The following is a 15783-nucleotide window of genomic DNA, read 5'->3' as shown; positions in this document are numbered from 1 at the left end:
CGTACGGGGCGACGAAGGAGAGGATCATCATGACTGGACTGCGCCTGGGCCCACTGCTGAGGTACACCGACGGTTCGTGCGCGACGGTCTGGGTCGAGACGAGCGGCCCCTGCACCGCCGAGGTGCGTTGCGCCGACGGGGCGCGGGGCACGGCCGGCACCTTCCTCGTGGCCGGCCACCACTACGCCCTGGTGCCGGTGGAGGGCCTGACCCCCGGCACGTCGACGTCGTACGAGGTACTCCTCGACGGTGCGGGCGTGTGGCCGCCGCCCGACTCGCCCTTCCCGCCCTCGGTGATCGCCACGCCAACCGACGACGACGGTCTGCACGTCGCCTTCGGCTCCTGTCGCTGGGCCGCGCCGCCGGCCGGCGGCAAGGACCCGGTGGGCCCGGACGCCCTGGACACGCTCGCAGTCCGGATGGCGGCCGACCCGGAGGGCGCCCGCCCCGACGTCCTGCTGCTGCTCGGCGACCAGGTGTACGCCGACGAGGTGTCCGACGCCACCCGCCGCTGGATCGGCGACCGCCGCGACCTGGACGAACCGCCCGGTGACCAGGTCGCCGACTACGAGGAATACACCCGCCTCTACTTCGAGTCCTGGCTCGACCCGGAGGTGCGCTGGCTGCTGTCCACCGTGCCCAGCTGCATGATCTTCGACGATCACGACGTCATCGACGACTGGAACACCTCCGCCGCCTGGCTCACCGACATGCGGGCCACCGACTGGTGGCAGGAGCGGCTGCTGAGCGGGCTCATGTCGTACTGGGTGTACCAGCAGCTGGGCAACCTCTCCCCGGCCGAGCTGGCCGACGACCCGCTGTACGCCGCCGTCCGCGAGGCCCCCGACGGCACCGCCGCCCTGCGCGCGTTCGCCACCCGGGCCGACGCCGACGCGGCCTCCGTCCGCTGGAGCTACCGGCGCGATTTCGGCCGCACCCGGCTGCTGATGGTGGATTCCCGCGCGGCCCGCGTCCTGGCGGAGGACCGCCGCTCGATGCTCGACCCGGAGGAGGCCGCCTGGGTGCGCGAGCAGATCCTGGACGGGCGGGGCTCGTACGACCACCTGCTGATCGGCACCTCCCTGCCCTGGCTGCTGCCCCATCTGGTGCACGACGTCGAGGCCTGGAACGCCGCGATGTGCGGCGGCGAGCGCGGCGAGCGCTGGGCCGAGCGCGGGGAACGGATCCGTCGCGGAGCCGACCTGGAGCACTGGGCAGCCTTCCCCTCGTCCTTCGACGCGCTGGGCGATCTGATCGCCGAGGCCGGTACGGGACCGGAGGCGCCCGCGACGGTGAGCGTGCTGTCGGGCGACGTGCACCACGCCTACATCGCCGAGCCGTCCTGGCCGGGGCGTGCGCCCGACGCGCGGGTGGCCCAGCTGACCTGCTCGCCCGTCCACAACTCCGTGCCGCTCTCGATGCGCCTCGGCTTCCGCTTCGGCTGGAGCGCTCTGGCACGGGCTCTCGGCCGGTGCATCGCCCGGCACGGACGCTGCGCGCCGCCGGCGGTGAGCTGGCGCAGGACCGGCGGCCCCTGGTTCGGCAACCAGATCATGACGCTGACTTTCCGGGGCCGGTCGGCGCGGCTGCGCCTGGAACAGGCCCGGGCGGACCGTGCCGGGGCGAGCGCCCTGCGGACGATCACGGACCGGGAGCTCGCGTAGCGCGGGCAGCGCACCAGCCCGGACCGCCCTCACCCAGTCCGGAATTCGCCCCTCGTCGAGGGCGGCGCGTAGGCGCTTCCCCGGGGCCGCCGCCTCGACGTCCGTGTAGGAGAACGTGCCGTTCTCGGTCGTCAGGGCGTGGAACCGTTGTTTTCTGTACAGCGGTCCCCGGGGCAGGGCGGCGATGTGGCAGGCCATCCAGGCGTTGACGGCGTGCAGGTCGCCACCGATCGGGGCGAGGGACTCCGGTGCACCGGCGAGGGCCACGGCGAGCTCCTCGTTGTCGAACGGCGGCATCGGGGCCTGCCCAGCGCGCTTCTCTCTGCGGCTCTCCTGCACCGGCCACCAACCCTGGCACCAGCACCGCGCAGACAATTGTGGGCATGACGCCGCAGACGTCAGGGTGACCCGATGAACACGATGAGCGTCAGTGTCATGCCTGCCCGCTCCGCGACATCCCTCACGGGCAGATGCGATAGCACACGGCACTTCCTCTCGGGTTTCGCACATCCGTCCCCGTCCGAGGCCGTCGGCTCCGTGGTTCTGCTCGTCTCCTCACTCGTCACCAACGGCCCGAGCGGGTCCCCGCACGCACGAAAGCTCTCTTTTTTTCATCCTCATGACGACCCCTTGCGGTGGCGTGTTCACATCAATACAGTCCCCCGCGTAAAGTTGCAGCGCTACCGGTGGTCCGATCGCGACCCCGCGGGGCGCCGCAGTGGAGAACTGATCGAAGGAGCCCTCGGTGGGATTCACGCGGCGCACGTTCTTGCAAGCGGCGACGGCGGCGGGACTGACAGGAGTCATCGCGGGCGGGGAGGCCACGCTCGCGCACGCGGCGCCCGCAGCCAGCGGCCCGGGCGACGTGGTCGGCAAGGTGACCGTGGGGTACCAGGGCTGGTTCGCCTGCAAGGGCGACGGCGCCCCGATCGACGGCTGGTGGCACTGGGCGCGGAACTGGGGGGAGACCCCTTCCCCGTCCAACCACGCCATCGTCGCCTGGCCCGACGTCCGTGAGTACCCGGCCACGTACCGGACCGCCTTCGGCAACCTCGGCAACGGGCAGCCGGCCTCGTTGTTCTCGTCCTACGACCAGTCCACCGTCGACACCCACTTCCGGTGGATGAAGCAGTACGGGATCGACGCCGCGGCCCTCCAGCGGTTCAACCCGACCGGGGGCGAAGGGCCGACGCGTGACGCGATGGCGAGCAAGGTGCGCGCCGCCGCGGAGGCCGAGGGGGTCAAGTTCTACCTCATGTACGACGTGTCCGACTGGACGTCCATGCAGACGGGCATCAAGGCCGACTGGACCGCCAAGATGCGTGCGCACACCGCTTCTTCGGCGTACGCCCGGCAGAACGGCAAGCCGGTGGTGTGCATCTGGGGCTTCGGCTTCAACGACGCCCAGCGGCCATTCACCCCGGAAGCCTGTCTGGACGTGCTGAACTGGTTCAAGGCCCAGGGCTGCTACGTCATCGGCGGGGTTCCGACCTGGTGGCGAACGGGCGACCGGGACTCCCGGCCGGGCTTCAGCGGCGTCTACCACGCCTTCGACATGCTCTCGCCATGGCTGGTCGGCCGGATCGGCAACGCCGGTGACGCCGACAACTTCTACAACGCCGCCACCGTGCCCGACCTCGCCGAGTGCACCGCGCACGGCATCGACTACCAGCCGTGCGTCCTGCCCGGCGGGGTCACCGAACGCCAGCGCGCCCACGGCGACTTCATGTGGCGGCAGTTCTACAACATGGGCCGGGCGGGGGTGCCCAGCGTCTACATCTCCATGTTCGACGAGTACAACGAGGGCAACCAGATCGCCAAGACCGCAGAGTCCCAGGACTGGGTCCCCACCGGGTCGGGCTTCCTCGCGCTCGACGAGGACGGCACCGCCTGCTCGTCCGACTACTATCTCCGGCTGACCGGCGACGGCGGCCGCATGCTGAAGGGCCAGCTCCCCGTCACCGCCACCCGGCCGACCCCGCCGCTCGTCGGTGGCAACGGCAACCAGCCACCGACCGCCCCCGGCAGTCCGCACGCCACCACCGTCACCGACACCACCGTCGCGCTGGCCTGGACCGCCTCGACGGACGACTCCGGTGTGACGGGGTACCGCGTGCGCCGGATCACCGGTGACACGGCCACCCTCGCGGGCACCGCTCCGGGGAACACCACCACGTACACGGTGAGCAGCCTCTCCCCGGCGACCTCGTACACCTTCGACGTCCAGGCGTTCGACTCCGCAGGCTCCGTGTCCGCGGCCTCGGCCCGGGTCACCGTCACCACGGCAGCCGGCGGCGGCACCCCCACCGGCGACCTGGCGCTGCGCCGGCCGGTCTCCGAAAGCAGCCACACCCAGACGTACGGTGCGAGCAACGCCGTGGACGGCGATCCGGGCACGTACTGGGAGAGCGCCAACCATGCCTTCCCCCAGTGGCTCCAGGTCGACCTGGGCGCTCCCACAGGCGTCCGTCGCGTCGTTCTCGCCCTGCCGCCATCCACCAACTGGGGCGCGCGCACGCAGACCGTCACTGTCCAGGGCAGCGCCGACGGCTCCTCCTTCTCCGTGCTGCGCGGCAGCACGGACTGCTCCTTCGACCCGCTCACCGGGAACACCGCCACTCTGACCCTCCCCGCCTCCACGACCACCCGCCATCTGCGGCTCGTCCTCACCGCCAACACGGGCTGGCCCGCGGGCCAGATCGCGCAGCTCCAGGTGTACGGCACCTGACCCCGGCCGCGGCCCTCGACCCCGGGACCCTCCACGGATCCCGGGGTCGTCATGGCCCGCTCCACGTCACAGAAGACGACCTGCGCCTGCAGCAAGCACGACGAACCGTCGTCGGTCACCGACCCCGACTGCAACGTCTGGAAGTACACCTTCGACAGCCGCGACCAGAAGACGGTCATCGACGCACGTACGGGTTCGCCTCGACGAAGAACGGCAGCATGTCGATCACGATCAGCGCGGTGCGCACCGGGTCGAGGCTCGCGTAGGCGTGCCTATTGCCGCGCCTGGCGTCCTGCCGGGCGTACTCCCGGGGTTCGATCTGCCACTCACGCATCGCGGCTGGTGGGGGCGGCCATCAGTGCCTGGTGTGCGAGTACTAATGTCAGGGTCAGCGAATTGCCCATCTTCGTCCGTTGCGCTCATGAGAGCGCTTCGCCCCCTCATGAGCACACCATCGTCGATGCAGCCGCAGTTCGTTTCTGGCGGATCCACGAGGAAGGCAAGGCCAGCATGGTTCGGGACGGTCACCCGGTGACGGTCTCTTCTCTCGGCAGGTTGGTACGCCGGCTGCGGCTCGCACGGGCGCTCACGATCGAGCAGCTCGCGGAGGCTTCCGGGGTGTCCGTGCGCGCGATCGGTGACATGGAGCGCGGGCGCAGCACGCGGCCTCGGCACGGCACCGTCGCGGCGCTGATGCAAGGCCTCCAGCTCGAAGAGACGGAGGCCGAGGAGTTGCTCGTGGCCGCGCGGACCGACCGCGGGGAGGAAGCGGCGGACGTGCCGAGTCCCGCCGCGCATTCGGCTCCGCTGCCTCGGGGCATCCGTGACTTCGTCGGGCGCGAGGACGAGTTGCGAGTGCTGGGTGACCTCGTCGAGGAGGGCGCTCACTCCGATGCGGTGGTGAACGGGGAGGTACCGCCGCTGCCGCCGGTGGCCGTGGTGTCCGGGGTACCCGGTAGCGGCAAGACGACCCTGGCACTGCGCCTCGCGGAGGAGCGACGCCCGGACTTTCCCGACGGCGCCTTCTTCATCGACCTGCGCGGCCTGGAGGACCGGCCGCCGACTCCGGACGAGACCGTCGTCCGGCTGCTGAGCGCCTGGGGGGTCGAAGAGGCACGGATCGGACGGCTCACTGGCGAGGAACGGCTCGCGCTCTACCAATCCACCGCAGCCCGGCTGCGTGCCGTAGTTGTTCTGGACAATGCCGGTCATGAGGCGCAGGTCAGGGTGCTCCTGCCGGCAGAGGGGCGGATGCTCGTCATCGTGACCAGCCGCCGTCCGCTGACCGGGCTGAGCGGCGTGCGCCGCCTGGAGCTGGGAGCACTCGCCGAATCCGAGTCCACCGCTCTGCTGCGTTCGGTTGTGGACGACGGCCGGGTCGATGCGGACCCGGACGCGGCGGCCCGGGTGACCGCGCTGTGCGGCCACCTTCCGCTGGCACTCCGGGTCGCGGCGAACTGGGCTGTGACCCGCTCCGGGTGGGGCCTGCGGCGGCTCGCGGATCGGCTCGCCGACGAGGACCGCCGGGTGGACGTTCTCAGCGCCGGGGACCTGGGAGTCGGCTCGGCGTTCCAGCTGTCGTACTCCCGCCTCGCCCCGGAGACGGCACGTGTGTTCCGCCTGCTGTCGCTGATTCCCGGCGGGGACTTCGGTATCCCTTACGCCGCGGTGCTCGCGGAGACGAGCGCGGTGGAGGCGGAGGACAGGCTGGAGGAGTTGCTGGAGGCCGGGCTCCTGATGACGTCGGTTGGGGATCGCTACCGCTTTCACGACCTGTTGCGCCTGTACGGGCGCTCCCGGAACCGTGGCACGGACGACGAGACAATTTCGGCAGCCGCTGCTGTCCGGCTGCGCGGATGGCTCCTGGACACGGTCGTCTCCGCCGCTCACATGGTCTCTGGCGGCGTGGAGGCCCGTGAACGCTGCGACTCGACACCATGCCCCGAACACTTCCGTACTCGTGAGCAGGCCCTGGAGTGGCTGCGTGCCGAGAGCGACAACTGGCTCTCGGCCTTGCGGCAGGAGGCCGAGCAGCAGAATCCCGGACGTGTGGTCGTGATCGCGTTCGCCGTCGAGGCCGTGTGCAACTCCTGGATCTCCTGGGGGCACTGGTCGGAGGTGTTTGCTCTCGGCGCTCGTTCAGCCGAGGCGACGGGCGATCTCGATGCCCAGGCAGGGTGCCTGAGCATGCTTGCCTGGGTGCACTGGCAATGCCACCGGCAGCACGAGGAAGCGCTCGAGGCCGCGACCTCCGCGCTGGCCATCGCGTCCGCGTGCGGTTCCCTCGGCCGGCAGGCAGAGGCATACATGTATCTGGGCTGGCTGCGCGATGTCGTGAACGATGTGTTGCCCGCCGTCGAGGACATCGCGCAGGCCATGGATCTCTTCTTGCGTGCGGGCGACACTCGCCGGTATCTCCAGGCGGCGAATATGAACATCACAGTGCTGCGCAAGGCCGGCCGCGGACAGGAGGCGATCGAGACGCACCACGCGGTGATGGGCTCACTGGCGCAATTGCCGGGCGGGGTACACGACCCGCGCTACGCCGTCACTGTCCGCATCTCCCGTTACCACGTCGCTTTCGTCTATCTGAACGAGGGCCGGTGGGAGGAGGCGGCCGGAGTCCTGGCCGGGCTTGAACAGTCGTACGCGGACAGCGGATTCCACCTCGCGACGACCAAGATCTACTTGTACCGGGGCCACTGCCTGGCCCATCTCGGCCGGGCAGCGGAGGCTGAAGGCCACTACCGGGCCGTGCTGGGGCTGGGTGATTCCGCCCCGGTTGACCTTCGGGAGGAGGCGCGGGCGGGCCTGGCCGGACTCGGTACGGGCACTCTGCCCTCCCGTACTGCTTTCGAGTAGGGCTCTGGGCGAAGGAGCACCGGGAACCGGTGCTCCTTCGGTGCGGACAGGCAGTTCCAAACCGCCTGGTGTCTGCCTGGTTACCGCGGTGGCGGCTTGGTTGGCTGGGATTCCGCTGAAGGAGCCGGACGCAGGACGGTCTGCGGTCGGCTCCTTCAGCACTTCCCGCCCGACTTCCCTCTCCGTTCCCAGGAGACAAGGAGCACTCACTTGAGCCTTTTGCTGTCTGCCGGCCCCGTCCACGACGAGGAAGATCTCGCCCGCTGGGGCTCGCGGTGGGGCGACGCCGCGATGCCGGTCTCCGTCACGACCGCCGACGGCCGGGCGCCGGGCGGCGACATCGTCATACACCGGCTGGGGGCCGTGACCGTCTCCGCCGTCGTGTCGGGTGCGCAGCGCGTGACCCGAGTGCCGGTGCGGACGTCCGGCTCGGACGAGCCGGACCTCGTGCTCCTGTTGCACCCGCACGGCTCGGCAACGTACCGGCGGCGTGACGCCGATGTCCTGGCCGGGCCGAGTGTGCTCCTGATGCACGACAGCGCGCAGCGGTGCTCGCTGTCGTACGAAGGTCCCTTCACCGCTCTTGTGCTGCGGGTGCCCGCGCGGGCGATCGGTCTTTCCGCGGCGCAGCTGGGCTCGGTGGCCGGCACGGCCCTGCCCACGACGGGTGGGACGGCTGCCCTGCTCGCGTCGCTTCTCCCGGCAGTCACCTCCCCAGCGGACTGGGCGCCCCACGTCGGCGTACGACTGGGGGCCGCGCTCGTGGACCTGGTGACGCTCCTCGTACTGGAGCACAGCGCGTCGTATTCGCAGACGGTGCAGGACGGTCCGCGCGGAGCGCTGGTGCGCAGGGTCAGGGCCTACATCGACGGGCACTACCGGGACCCTTCGCTCTCGCCGGAGTCCATAGCCAGGGCCCATCACATCTCGCTGCGGTACCTCCACCGGGTCTTCGAGGCGGAGGAGTCGACCGTGGGCCGGCTCATCCAGCGACGTCGGCTCGAGGAAAGCGCACGCGAACTGGCCAGGCCCGGGCGCCGGGCCGTGACCGTGGCCGCCGTCGCCCAGTTGTGCGGCTTCACCAACGCGGCCCACTTCAGCCGCGCCTTCCGCCAGCTGCACGGATGTTCACCGCTCGAATGGCGGTCTCGTGCATTCGCTGCGAGCGGCGTGCCGGACGAGGCGGCGCGTTTCCTCGTACGACGGTCGGCGGCCGGGCGCTGAACGGCAAGGCCTCGTACACCGAGCGGCTCCCCGGAGCGCTCCCCCGCTCCTAGCCTCGCACCGGCGCGGTACACGCCGCGCCCAGGCTTCGAGTGAGGAACACCATGCAGTTCGGCATCTTCAGCGTCGGCGACATCACCGCCGACCCCGTCACGGGACGGCCGCCGACCGAGGGGGAACGGCTCAAGGCCATCCTCGCCATCGCGCTCAAGGCGGAGGAGGTAGGCCTCGACGTCTTCGCTCTCGGGGAGCACCACAACCCGCCGTTCGTCCCGTCGTCACCCACCACTGTGCTCGGCTGGATCGCGGCCCGTACCGAGCGCATCGTCCTGTCCACGGCGACGACGCTCATCACGACGAATGACCCGGTGAAGATCGCCGAGGACTACGCGATGCTCCAGCACCTGGCGGAGGGTCGGACCGACCTCGTGCTGGGCCGGGGCAACACCGGCCCCGTGTACCCGTGGTTCGGGAAGGACATCCGGGACGGGATCCCGCTCGCCGTGGAGAACTACGCGCTGTTGCGGCGACTCTGGGACGAGGAGAGCGTCGACTGGGAGGGCCGCTTCCGCACGCCGTTGCAGGGATTCACCTCCACGCCGCGCCCGCTCGACGGCGTGCCGCCCTTTGTATGGCACGGCTCCATCCGCAGTCCCGAGATCGCCGAGCAGGCGGCCTTCTACGGGGATGGCTTCTTCGCCAACAACATCTTCTGGCCGGCGCGCCACTACCAGCGGCTCATCCGCCTCTACCGCAGACGGTTCGCCCATCACGGCCACGGTACGGAGGAGCAGGCGATCGTGGGGCTCGGCGGGCAGGTCTTCATGCGCAAGAACTCCCAGGACGCCGTGCGGGAGTTCCGTCCGTACTTCGACAACGCGCCTGTCTATGGGCACGGGCCGTCGCTGGAAGAGTTCACCGAGCAGACCCCGCTCACCGTCGGATCACCGCAGCAGGTCATCGAGCGGACGCTGCGCTTCCGTGAGGACTTCGGCGACTACCAGCGTCAGCTGTTCCTCATGGACCACGCCGGGTTGCCGCTCAAGACGGTCCTCGAACAGCTCGACATCCTGGGCCAGGAGGTGGTTCCGGTGCTGCGCCGTGAGTTCGCGGCTGCCCGGCCCGCCGGGGTCGCCGAGGCTCCCACGCACACGGCACGCGTGAGCAGTTTCGCGGAGACCGCCCGATGAGCCGCCCCGTACGGCGCGTCGTCGTCGTGGCGGGCGGGCTCGGTGTCCCCTCGGCGACGGCGCTGCTCGCGTCCCGGCTCGGCGAGGCGACGCGCGACGCCTGCGCGGAGGTCGGGGTCGAGTGCGTCACCGAGGAGGTCTCGCTGCGCCCGCTCGCCCGTGACATCGCCTCCGCTCTGGTCACCGGCTTCCCGCCGCCCGCCCTCGAAGAGGCGCTGGACCGTGTACGTGCGAGCGACGCCCTCATCGCGGTGTCGCCGGTCTTCGCCGCATCGTTCTCGGGGCTCTTCAAGTCGTTCGTGGATCTGTGGGACCCGGACGGTTTCACCGGACGGCCGGTCCTCGTCGCCGCGACGGGCGGAACGAGCCGGCACTCCCTCGTCCTGGACCACGCCCTGCGGCCTCTCTTCGCGTATCTGCGCGCCGCGGTCGTTCCCACCGGTGTCTTCGCGGCCACCGCCGACTGGGGTACGGGCGCCGAGGACGCCGATCCCGCGCTGCCCCGCCGCATCGGGCGCGCGGCGGCCGAACTCGCCACCGCCCTCGCCGGGCGCGGGGCTTCGGCGGTGTCCGGTTCCGCCGAGGAGGAAGAGGAGGGCATCCGTGCGTTCGCGGCGCAACTGCGCAGCCCCCACGCGCACCCGGCGGGGTAGCCGCCGGGCTCGGCCGGTGGGCCTGTGCCGTCGTACGTGGACGGAGCGGACATGAACGGCGTCGTACACGTCCTGACCGCGGACGTCGTCGGGCCGCACGCTCATCTGGCACGGTTCACCGTCCATCTGCGGCATCTTCCGCACGACCCGCTCGCCGTCCACTGCGACTTCCTGTCACCCGACGGCCGGCCGACGGCGACCTGGGTCTTTGCGCGGGCCCTGCTGGAGGAGGGTGTGCACGACCGGGCCGGTGAGGGCGACGTACGCGTACGCGCGGCGGGTACGCAGACGGAACTGGTCCTGCGGTCGCCCTCGGGCAGGTGCGTCCTGTACTTCCGTACCGCCGCCGTGCTCACCTATCTCGCCCGCACCGACACCTGGCCGCCGGCGGTCGCGGAGTGCGTCGCGCGGGCGGTCGACAAACTGCTCGCGGGCCTCACGACGGCCGGCTGACCTTTTCGTCCTCCGCCCCCGGCCGCAGGTGTGCAGGCAGGGCACAGGAAGCGGACCTTCACAGTCAACCGCCTTTTCACCGGCGGCCATAGGTTCGCCATGTCGAGCCCGGCACCGGTCGGTGTCCGGCTGCTCCTACCTCATCCCACTTATTTCACCCGAGGAATCACCATGTTCGATCCCAGCTCCGTCCACGCCGCCCCGAGTCCGGACCTGCTGACACCCGACAACGCGATGATGCTCTTCGTCGACCACCAGCCGCAGATGTTCTTCGGCGCGGCGAGCGCGGACCGTGCGGGCGTCATCAACGCCACGGTCGGGCTCGCCAAGTCCGCCCGCGTCTTCGACGTGCCGGTGGTGCTGTCCACGGTGGCCGCCGAGTCCTTCTCCGGCCCGATCCTGCCGCAGCTCCTGGACGTCTTCCCGAAGCACGCGGTCATCGACCGCACCTCGATGAACGCGTGGGAGGACGCCGCGCTCGTCGAGGCGGTCAAGGCCACCGGTCGCCGCAAGATCATCCTGTCCGGTCTGTGGACCGAGGTCTGCCTCGTCCTTCCCGCCCTCTCCGCGCTCGGTCAGGGCTATGAGGTGTACGTCGTCGCCGATGCCTCCGCGGGCGTCACGGCGGAGTCGCACGAGCACGCCATGCAGCGCATGACGGCTGCGGGCGCCGTGCCCGTCACCTGGCTCCAGGTGCTCCTCGAGCTCCAGCGCGACTGGGCGCGCGGCGAGACCTACGCCGCGACGCTCGATGTCGTGAAGGAGCACGGCGGCGCGTACGGCATGGGCGTCGTCTACGCCCAGTCGATGATCAGCCCGCACGCGGCCGGCTGATCGCCGCCCGCAGGTGCCCGGCACCCCGTGGTGCCGGGCACCCGTCATTTCCATCCCGCCTTCCCGAAGGAACCCACCATGTCTTTCCTCACCGTCGGCCATGAGAACAGCACCCCCATCGACCTCTTCTACGAGGACCACGGCAGCGGCCGGCCCGTCGTACTCATCCACGGCTACCCGCTGGACGGCCACTCCTGGGAGAAGCAGCTTCCCGTCCTCCTCGACGCCGGCTACCGCGTCATCACGTACGACCGGCGGGGCTTCGGGCAGTCGTCGCAGCCCACGACCGGCTACGACTACGACACCTTCGCCGACGACCTGCACGCGCTCATGGAACGGCTCGACCTGCGGGACGCGATCCTCGTGGGCTTCTCGATGGGCACCGGCGAGGTCGGCCGCTACCTCGGCAGGTACGGTTCCGGGCGCGTCGCCAAGGCCGTGTTCCTCGCGGGTCTCGAACCCTTCCTGCTGAAGACGGACGACAACCCGGACGGCGTCGACGGCGCCGTCTTCGACGGCATCCTGGACGCCGTGACCCGCGACCGCTACGCGTACTTCGAGGACTTCTACCGAGACTTCTACAACCTGGACGAGAATCTCGGTACCCGCATCAGCGAAGCCGTCGTGCGCGCCAACTGGGAGACGGCGGCCGGCTCCTCCGCGTACGCCTCACGCGCGGCCGTTCCGACGTGGCTCACGGATTTCCGCGACGACATCCCGAAGATCGACGTGCCGGCCCTGATCGTGCACGGCAGCGGTGACCGCATCCTGCCGATCGGCGCGACCGCCGAGCGCTTCCACGCGGCGCTGCCAACTGCCGAGTACGTCGTGATCGACGGTGCCCCGCACGGTCTGCTGTGGACGCACGCGCAGGAGGTCAACGAGGCGCTGCTGGCCTTCCTGAAGCGGTGACTCCCTCTTCCTGAGGGGCTTCCCGGTGCCGGGGCGGTGACGGAACGACGTCACTGCCCCGGCACCTTCGTGCGTGCGGACGCCGGGCCCGGCAAGTGCGTGGCCGGCTTGAGGCACGCGGGCACACCCGGGGCAGCGGGCACGGGAAACGCCCCGCGTCCGGAGACCGGACGCGGGGCGGGTGTGGTGGGGAGGTCAGAGGTTCCGAAGGTTCCCGGGAGCGGACGCGTCCGTCGCGGTCTCCGCCGTGAGGAACCATGCCTGCCGCTCCCCCGTGCGGACGATCGAAGACACCAGCAGGTCCTCGGTGCCGGAGTCGCCGAGGGCGCCGAGCCGGGTGGCGGCCTCGCGGGCGTCCAGGAGGATGCCCTCGTGTGTCCTGAGCAGCCGGTGCAGGAGATCCGGCACGTCCTCGGCACCGTCGGGGAAGCGGGGCACGGAGGTCAGTTCGGCGGCGTGCCGGGGATCGGCGACGGCGACACCGCCGAGGATCTGCACCCGTTCCGCCAGCTCGTCGACGAGCGCCTGCTGTTCGCCGGCGTGCCGGTCGAAGAGGAGGTGCAGCGAGTGGAAGAGGCCGCCGCGCACCTGCCAGTGACTCTTCTTGTAAAGGGCGTACAGCATGTGGGTGTCGGCGAGTACGCGGTTGAGGCGCTGGGCCGCGTGCCGCCGGGTGTCGGCTGTGAGGCCGAGCGGCACGGGGCGCACCGTCCCGAATTCCTGGAGTACGGCGGGGCGGGAGGTCTGCTGGGTGGTCATCAGGCGTTCCTCGGGGTGGTCGCGGGTGAGGGTGTCCGGTGCAGGAGCAGACGGGTCAGCAGGCCGCTGGCGAGCCCGAGTGCGAGGCAGCCGGTGTTCAGCCAGGCGGGCCAGGGGGTGACTTCGAGCCGGGAGTCCAGTGACCAGGCACCGGGGCCGGCCAGGACGAGTGCGGCCGGGACCGCGATGAGGAGCAGGGGGTATTCGTAGCCGTCGTTCTGCACCCACAGGCCGTGCGGGCGCTTGACGGTGAGGGCGACAGTCATGACGCCCATCACTCCGGCGCCGGCGAGCGGGGTGAGGGCTCCGGCGGCGAGCAGCAGTCCGGCGCCCACCTGGGTGCCTCCGGCGGCGAGAGCGGTGAGCCGGCCGCCGCGGAATCCGTCCTGCCGGAACTCCTCGACGCCGCCCGCGAGGCCCTTGCCGCCGAGGCGGAAACTGATCTTCTGCACTCCGTGCCCGGCCACGAGCAGTCCCGTGACGAGCCGGAGCAGCAACAGCGCGCTGTCCACGCGTGTTTCTCCTTGTGGTGAGGTCGGTCAGAGCACATAGCAGGGGTCGAAAACCCGCGGCGCGGTGTCCTCGGGAGCGAAGCCGCGCGCCACCCGCCATTGCCGGTGCTGTTCGGAGGCGCCGACCGCCTCGGCGATCCGGTCGGCCTGCCGCGCTCCGATGAGGCCCGGCGGCGGTGTGGCCTGGTAGCCGCCGAAGTGAGCGACGGGGCTCCAGGCCGGGGCGAGCGGCGGCAGCGCCTCGTCGACGCCCTCGTGCTCGGCCGCCGCGTACACGATCCGCCCTCCCACGACGGTCAGTACGGACTCGATGTGCGGGATGTCGTCCTGGTGGACGGAGAAGTAGTCGTGGCTCAGCAGCGTGAAGTCGGCGTAGCGGCCGACGCCCAGGGTGCCCTTGACGTCCGCCTCGCCCGTGATACGGGCTCCGCCGATGGTGTACAGCTCCAGGGCACGTTCGCGGCTCAGCAGCCGCTCCGGCGGGTAGAGGCACAGGTCCCCGACCGTGCGCCCGGTGACGAGCCAGTGCAGCGCGACCCATGGGTTGTACGAGGAGACACGTGTCGCGTCGGTCCCGGCGGCCACCGTCAGACCGGCCTCCAGCATCTCGCTGACCGGTGGGGTGCGGGCGGCGGCCTGCGCTCCGTACCGTTCGGCGAAGACCCTGCCCTGGAACGACATCCGGTTCTGCACGCCGATGGCCCCGCCCAGCGCGGCGATCCGCTCCAGGCTGCCGGAGGAGACGGTTTCGGCGTGGTCGAAGAGCCAGCGGCCCTGCCCGGGGAAGAGGCCGTCGGCGGCGAGCTTCTCGAAGACGGCGAGGTCGCGGCGGATCGTCTCGTCGTACGTGGCGTGGAGACGAAACCCCCAGCCGTGTTCGAGGAGCAGCCGGACGGCCTTCTCGAACTCGCTCTCGTAGCCGGGGGCGAGGCCGGGACGCGGTTCGGCGAAGTTCTCGAAGTCGGCGGCGGCCCAGATCAGATTCTCGCCGGCCCCATTGAGCCGCAGCCAGGCGTCGCCCTCGTCGGGCTTCACCATGTCCGTCCAGCGGGCCAGGTCCGCCAGCTCCTGCCCGGCGGTCTGGGGGAAGAGGTGGTAGGCGATGCGCAGGGACAGTTCCCCGGCCCGGGCGAGGTCGGTGACGGCGGCGTAGTTGTCGGGGAAGTTCTGGAAGCCGCCGGCCGCGTCGACCGCCGAGGTGAGCCCGAACCGGTTGAGCTCGCGCAGGAAGTGCCGTGTGGAGACGCGCTGCTCCTCGGGGCCGAGGCCGGGGGCGCGCGCGAGCGTCGAGTAGAGGACGAGGGCGCTGGGTGCGGCCAGGAGGAGGCCGGTGGGCTCCCCGTCGCGGCCACGGACTATCTGGCCGCCGGCGGGATCGGGGGTGTCGCGGGTGAGTCCGGCAGCGCGGACGGCGGCCCGGTTGAGCAGCGCGGACTGGTAGAGGTGCAGCACGAAGACGGGTGTGTCGGGGGCGGCCGCGGTCAGTTCGGCGACGGTCGGCATGCGGCGTTCGGCGAACTGGTCGGCGGTCCAGCCGCCCACGACACGGATCCACTGGCCCTTCGGCGTACGCCCGGCCTGTTCACGCAGCATGGCGAGGGCCTGGCGCAGCGAGGGCACACCGTCCCAGCGCAGTTCGAGTACGTAGTTGAGTCCGCCGCGGATCACGTGCAGATGGGAATCGTTGAGTCCGGGCACCATGCGGCGCCCGAGGGCGTCCACGACGCGGGTGCCGGGGCCGCTCACGGCGGCGACGTCGGCCTCGTCACCGATTGCGAGGATCATGCCGTCGCGTACGGCGAGGGCCGAGGCAGCGGGCCGGGCCGGGTCACCTGTCCACACCTTGGCGTTACGGACGACGAGGTCGGCGCCGGTAGCTGGGGCGAGGCCCGGCTGCGGAGTGAACCCGCCGACGGGCATGGGGGTGCTGCTGATCATGGAGAAGGGCTCCAGAGGGTGGGAGGGGCAGGGTGGTGGAACGCGGCGAACGCC

13 protein-coding genes are annotated in these 15783 nt (G+C 70.9%); 9 read left to right on the top strand and 4 right to left on the bottom strand.

Going from position 1 to position 15783, the window contains the following annotated elements; all coding sequences use genetic code 11:
* The first annotated feature begins 29 nt into the window (after positions 1-29).
* Together ACFZAT_RS32170 and ACFZAT_RS32165 are read left to right on the top strand one after the other, a co-directional pair.
* On the top strand, positions 30-1664 hold the full coding sequence (locus tag ACFZAT_RS32170) for an alkaline phosphatase D family protein (RefSeq protein ID WP_391269327.1): 1635 nt from the start codon (positions 30-32) through the stop codon (positions 1662-1664).
* A 745-nt stretch (positions 1665-2409) separates the two neighbouring features.
* Positions 2410-4392: a discoidin domain-containing protein gene (locus tag ACFZAT_RS32165; RefSeq protein ID WP_391269274.1), complete on the top strand. Its 1983-nt coding sequence runs from the start codon at positions 2410-2412 to the stop codon at positions 4390-4392.
* 175 nt (positions 4393-4567) lie between these two features.
* Here ACFZAT_RS32165 and ACFZAT_RS32160 read toward each other — a convergent pair whose 3' ends face one another.
* A complete protein-coding gene (locus ACFZAT_RS32160; RefSeq protein WP_391269272.1) occupies positions 4568-4726 on the bottom strand; it encodes a hypothetical protein in 159 nt (52 codons plus the stop codon).
* A gap of 62 nt (positions 4727-4788) precedes the next feature.
* Here ACFZAT_RS32160 and ACFZAT_RS32155 point away from each other — a divergent pair, with 62 nt between their 5' ends.
* From ACFZAT_RS32155 to ACFZAT_RS32125, 7 genes are all read left to right on the top strand, one after another.
* Positions 4789-7254, top strand: coding sequence for a helix-turn-helix domain-containing protein (locus ACFZAT_RS32155; RefSeq protein WP_391269269.1), 2466 nt, complete (start codon positions 4789-4791; stop codon positions 7252-7254).
* Between the two features lie 210 nt (positions 7255-7464).
* The gene (locus ACFZAT_RS32150) at positions 7465-8478 is read left to right on the top strand and encodes a helix-turn-helix domain-containing protein (RefSeq protein ID WP_391269267.1); all 1014 of its coding nucleotides are present in this window, start codon (positions 7465-7467) and stop codon (positions 8476-8478) included.
* Positions 8479-8582: 104 nt separating this feature from the next.
* Positions 8583-9668, top strand: a complete 1086-nt coding sequence (locus ACFZAT_RS32145; protein ID WP_391269266.1) for a CE1758 family FMN-dependent luciferase-like monooxygenase — start codon at positions 8583-8585, stop codon at positions 9666-9668.
* The gene (locus ACFZAT_RS32140; protein WP_391269264.1) at positions 9665-10321 is read left to right on the top strand and encodes a CE1759 family FMN reductase; all 657 of its coding nucleotides are present in this window, start codon (positions 9665-9667) and stop codon (positions 10319-10321) included. Before ACFZAT_RS32145 ends, ACFZAT_RS32140 begins: the two co-directional genes overlap by 4 nt.
* 51 nt (positions 10322-10372) lie before the next feature.
* Positions 10373-10774 carry an SsgA family sporulation/cell division regulator gene (locus ACFZAT_RS32135; protein WP_391269262.1) on the top strand — a complete coding sequence of 134 codons (402 nt, stop codon included), beginning with the start codon at positions 10373-10375 and terminating at the stop codon, positions 10772-10774.
* Positions 10775-10945: 171 nt separating this feature from the next.
* On the top strand, positions 10946-11608 hold the full coding sequence (locus ACFZAT_RS32130; RefSeq protein WP_391269261.1) for an isochorismatase family protein: 663 nt from the start codon (positions 10946-10948) through the stop codon (positions 11606-11608).
* 78 nt (positions 11609-11686) lie between these two features.
* Positions 11687-12520, top strand: coding sequence for an alpha/beta fold hydrolase (locus ACFZAT_RS32125; RefSeq protein ID WP_391269260.1), 834 nt, complete (start codon positions 11687-11689; stop codon positions 12518-12520).
* A 195-nt stretch (positions 12521-12715) separates the two neighbouring features.
* Here the strand turns inward: ACFZAT_RS32125 and ACFZAT_RS32120 are convergent, their stop codons facing one another.
* Genes ACFZAT_RS32120 through ACFZAT_RS32110 form a run of 3 tightly spaced genes read right to left on the bottom strand, consistent with a single transcriptional unit; the run spans position 12716 to position 15729 of the window.
* On the bottom strand, positions 12716-13279 hold the full coding sequence (locus tag ACFZAT_RS32120) for a ferritin-like domain-containing protein (protein WP_391269258.1): 564 nt from the start codon (positions 13277-13279) through the stop codon (positions 12716-12718).
* Positions 13279-13791: a DoxX family membrane protein gene (locus ACFZAT_RS32115; protein WP_391269256.1), complete on the bottom strand. Its 513-nt coding sequence runs from the start codon at positions 13789-13791 to the stop codon at positions 13279-13281. The genes ACFZAT_RS32120 and ACFZAT_RS32115 overlap by 1 nt, the downstream gene beginning before the upstream one ends.
* A 27-nt stretch (positions 13792-13818) precedes the next feature.
* A complete protein-coding gene (locus ACFZAT_RS32110; RefSeq protein WP_391269254.1) occupies positions 13819-15729 on the bottom strand; it encodes an amidohydrolase family protein in 1911 nt (636 codons plus the stop codon).
* Positions 15730-15783: the final 54 nt, after the last annotated feature.

Origin of the sequence: Streptomyces sp. NPDC008163 (assembly GCF_042956885.1) — a bacterium.
GTDB lineage: Bacteria > Actinomycetota > Actinomycetes > Streptomycetales > Streptomycetaceae > Streptomyces > Streptomyces drozdowiczii_A.
The sequence above is the reverse complement of the archived record's forward strand: the minus strand, read 5'-3'. Positions and strand labels throughout refer to the sequence as shown.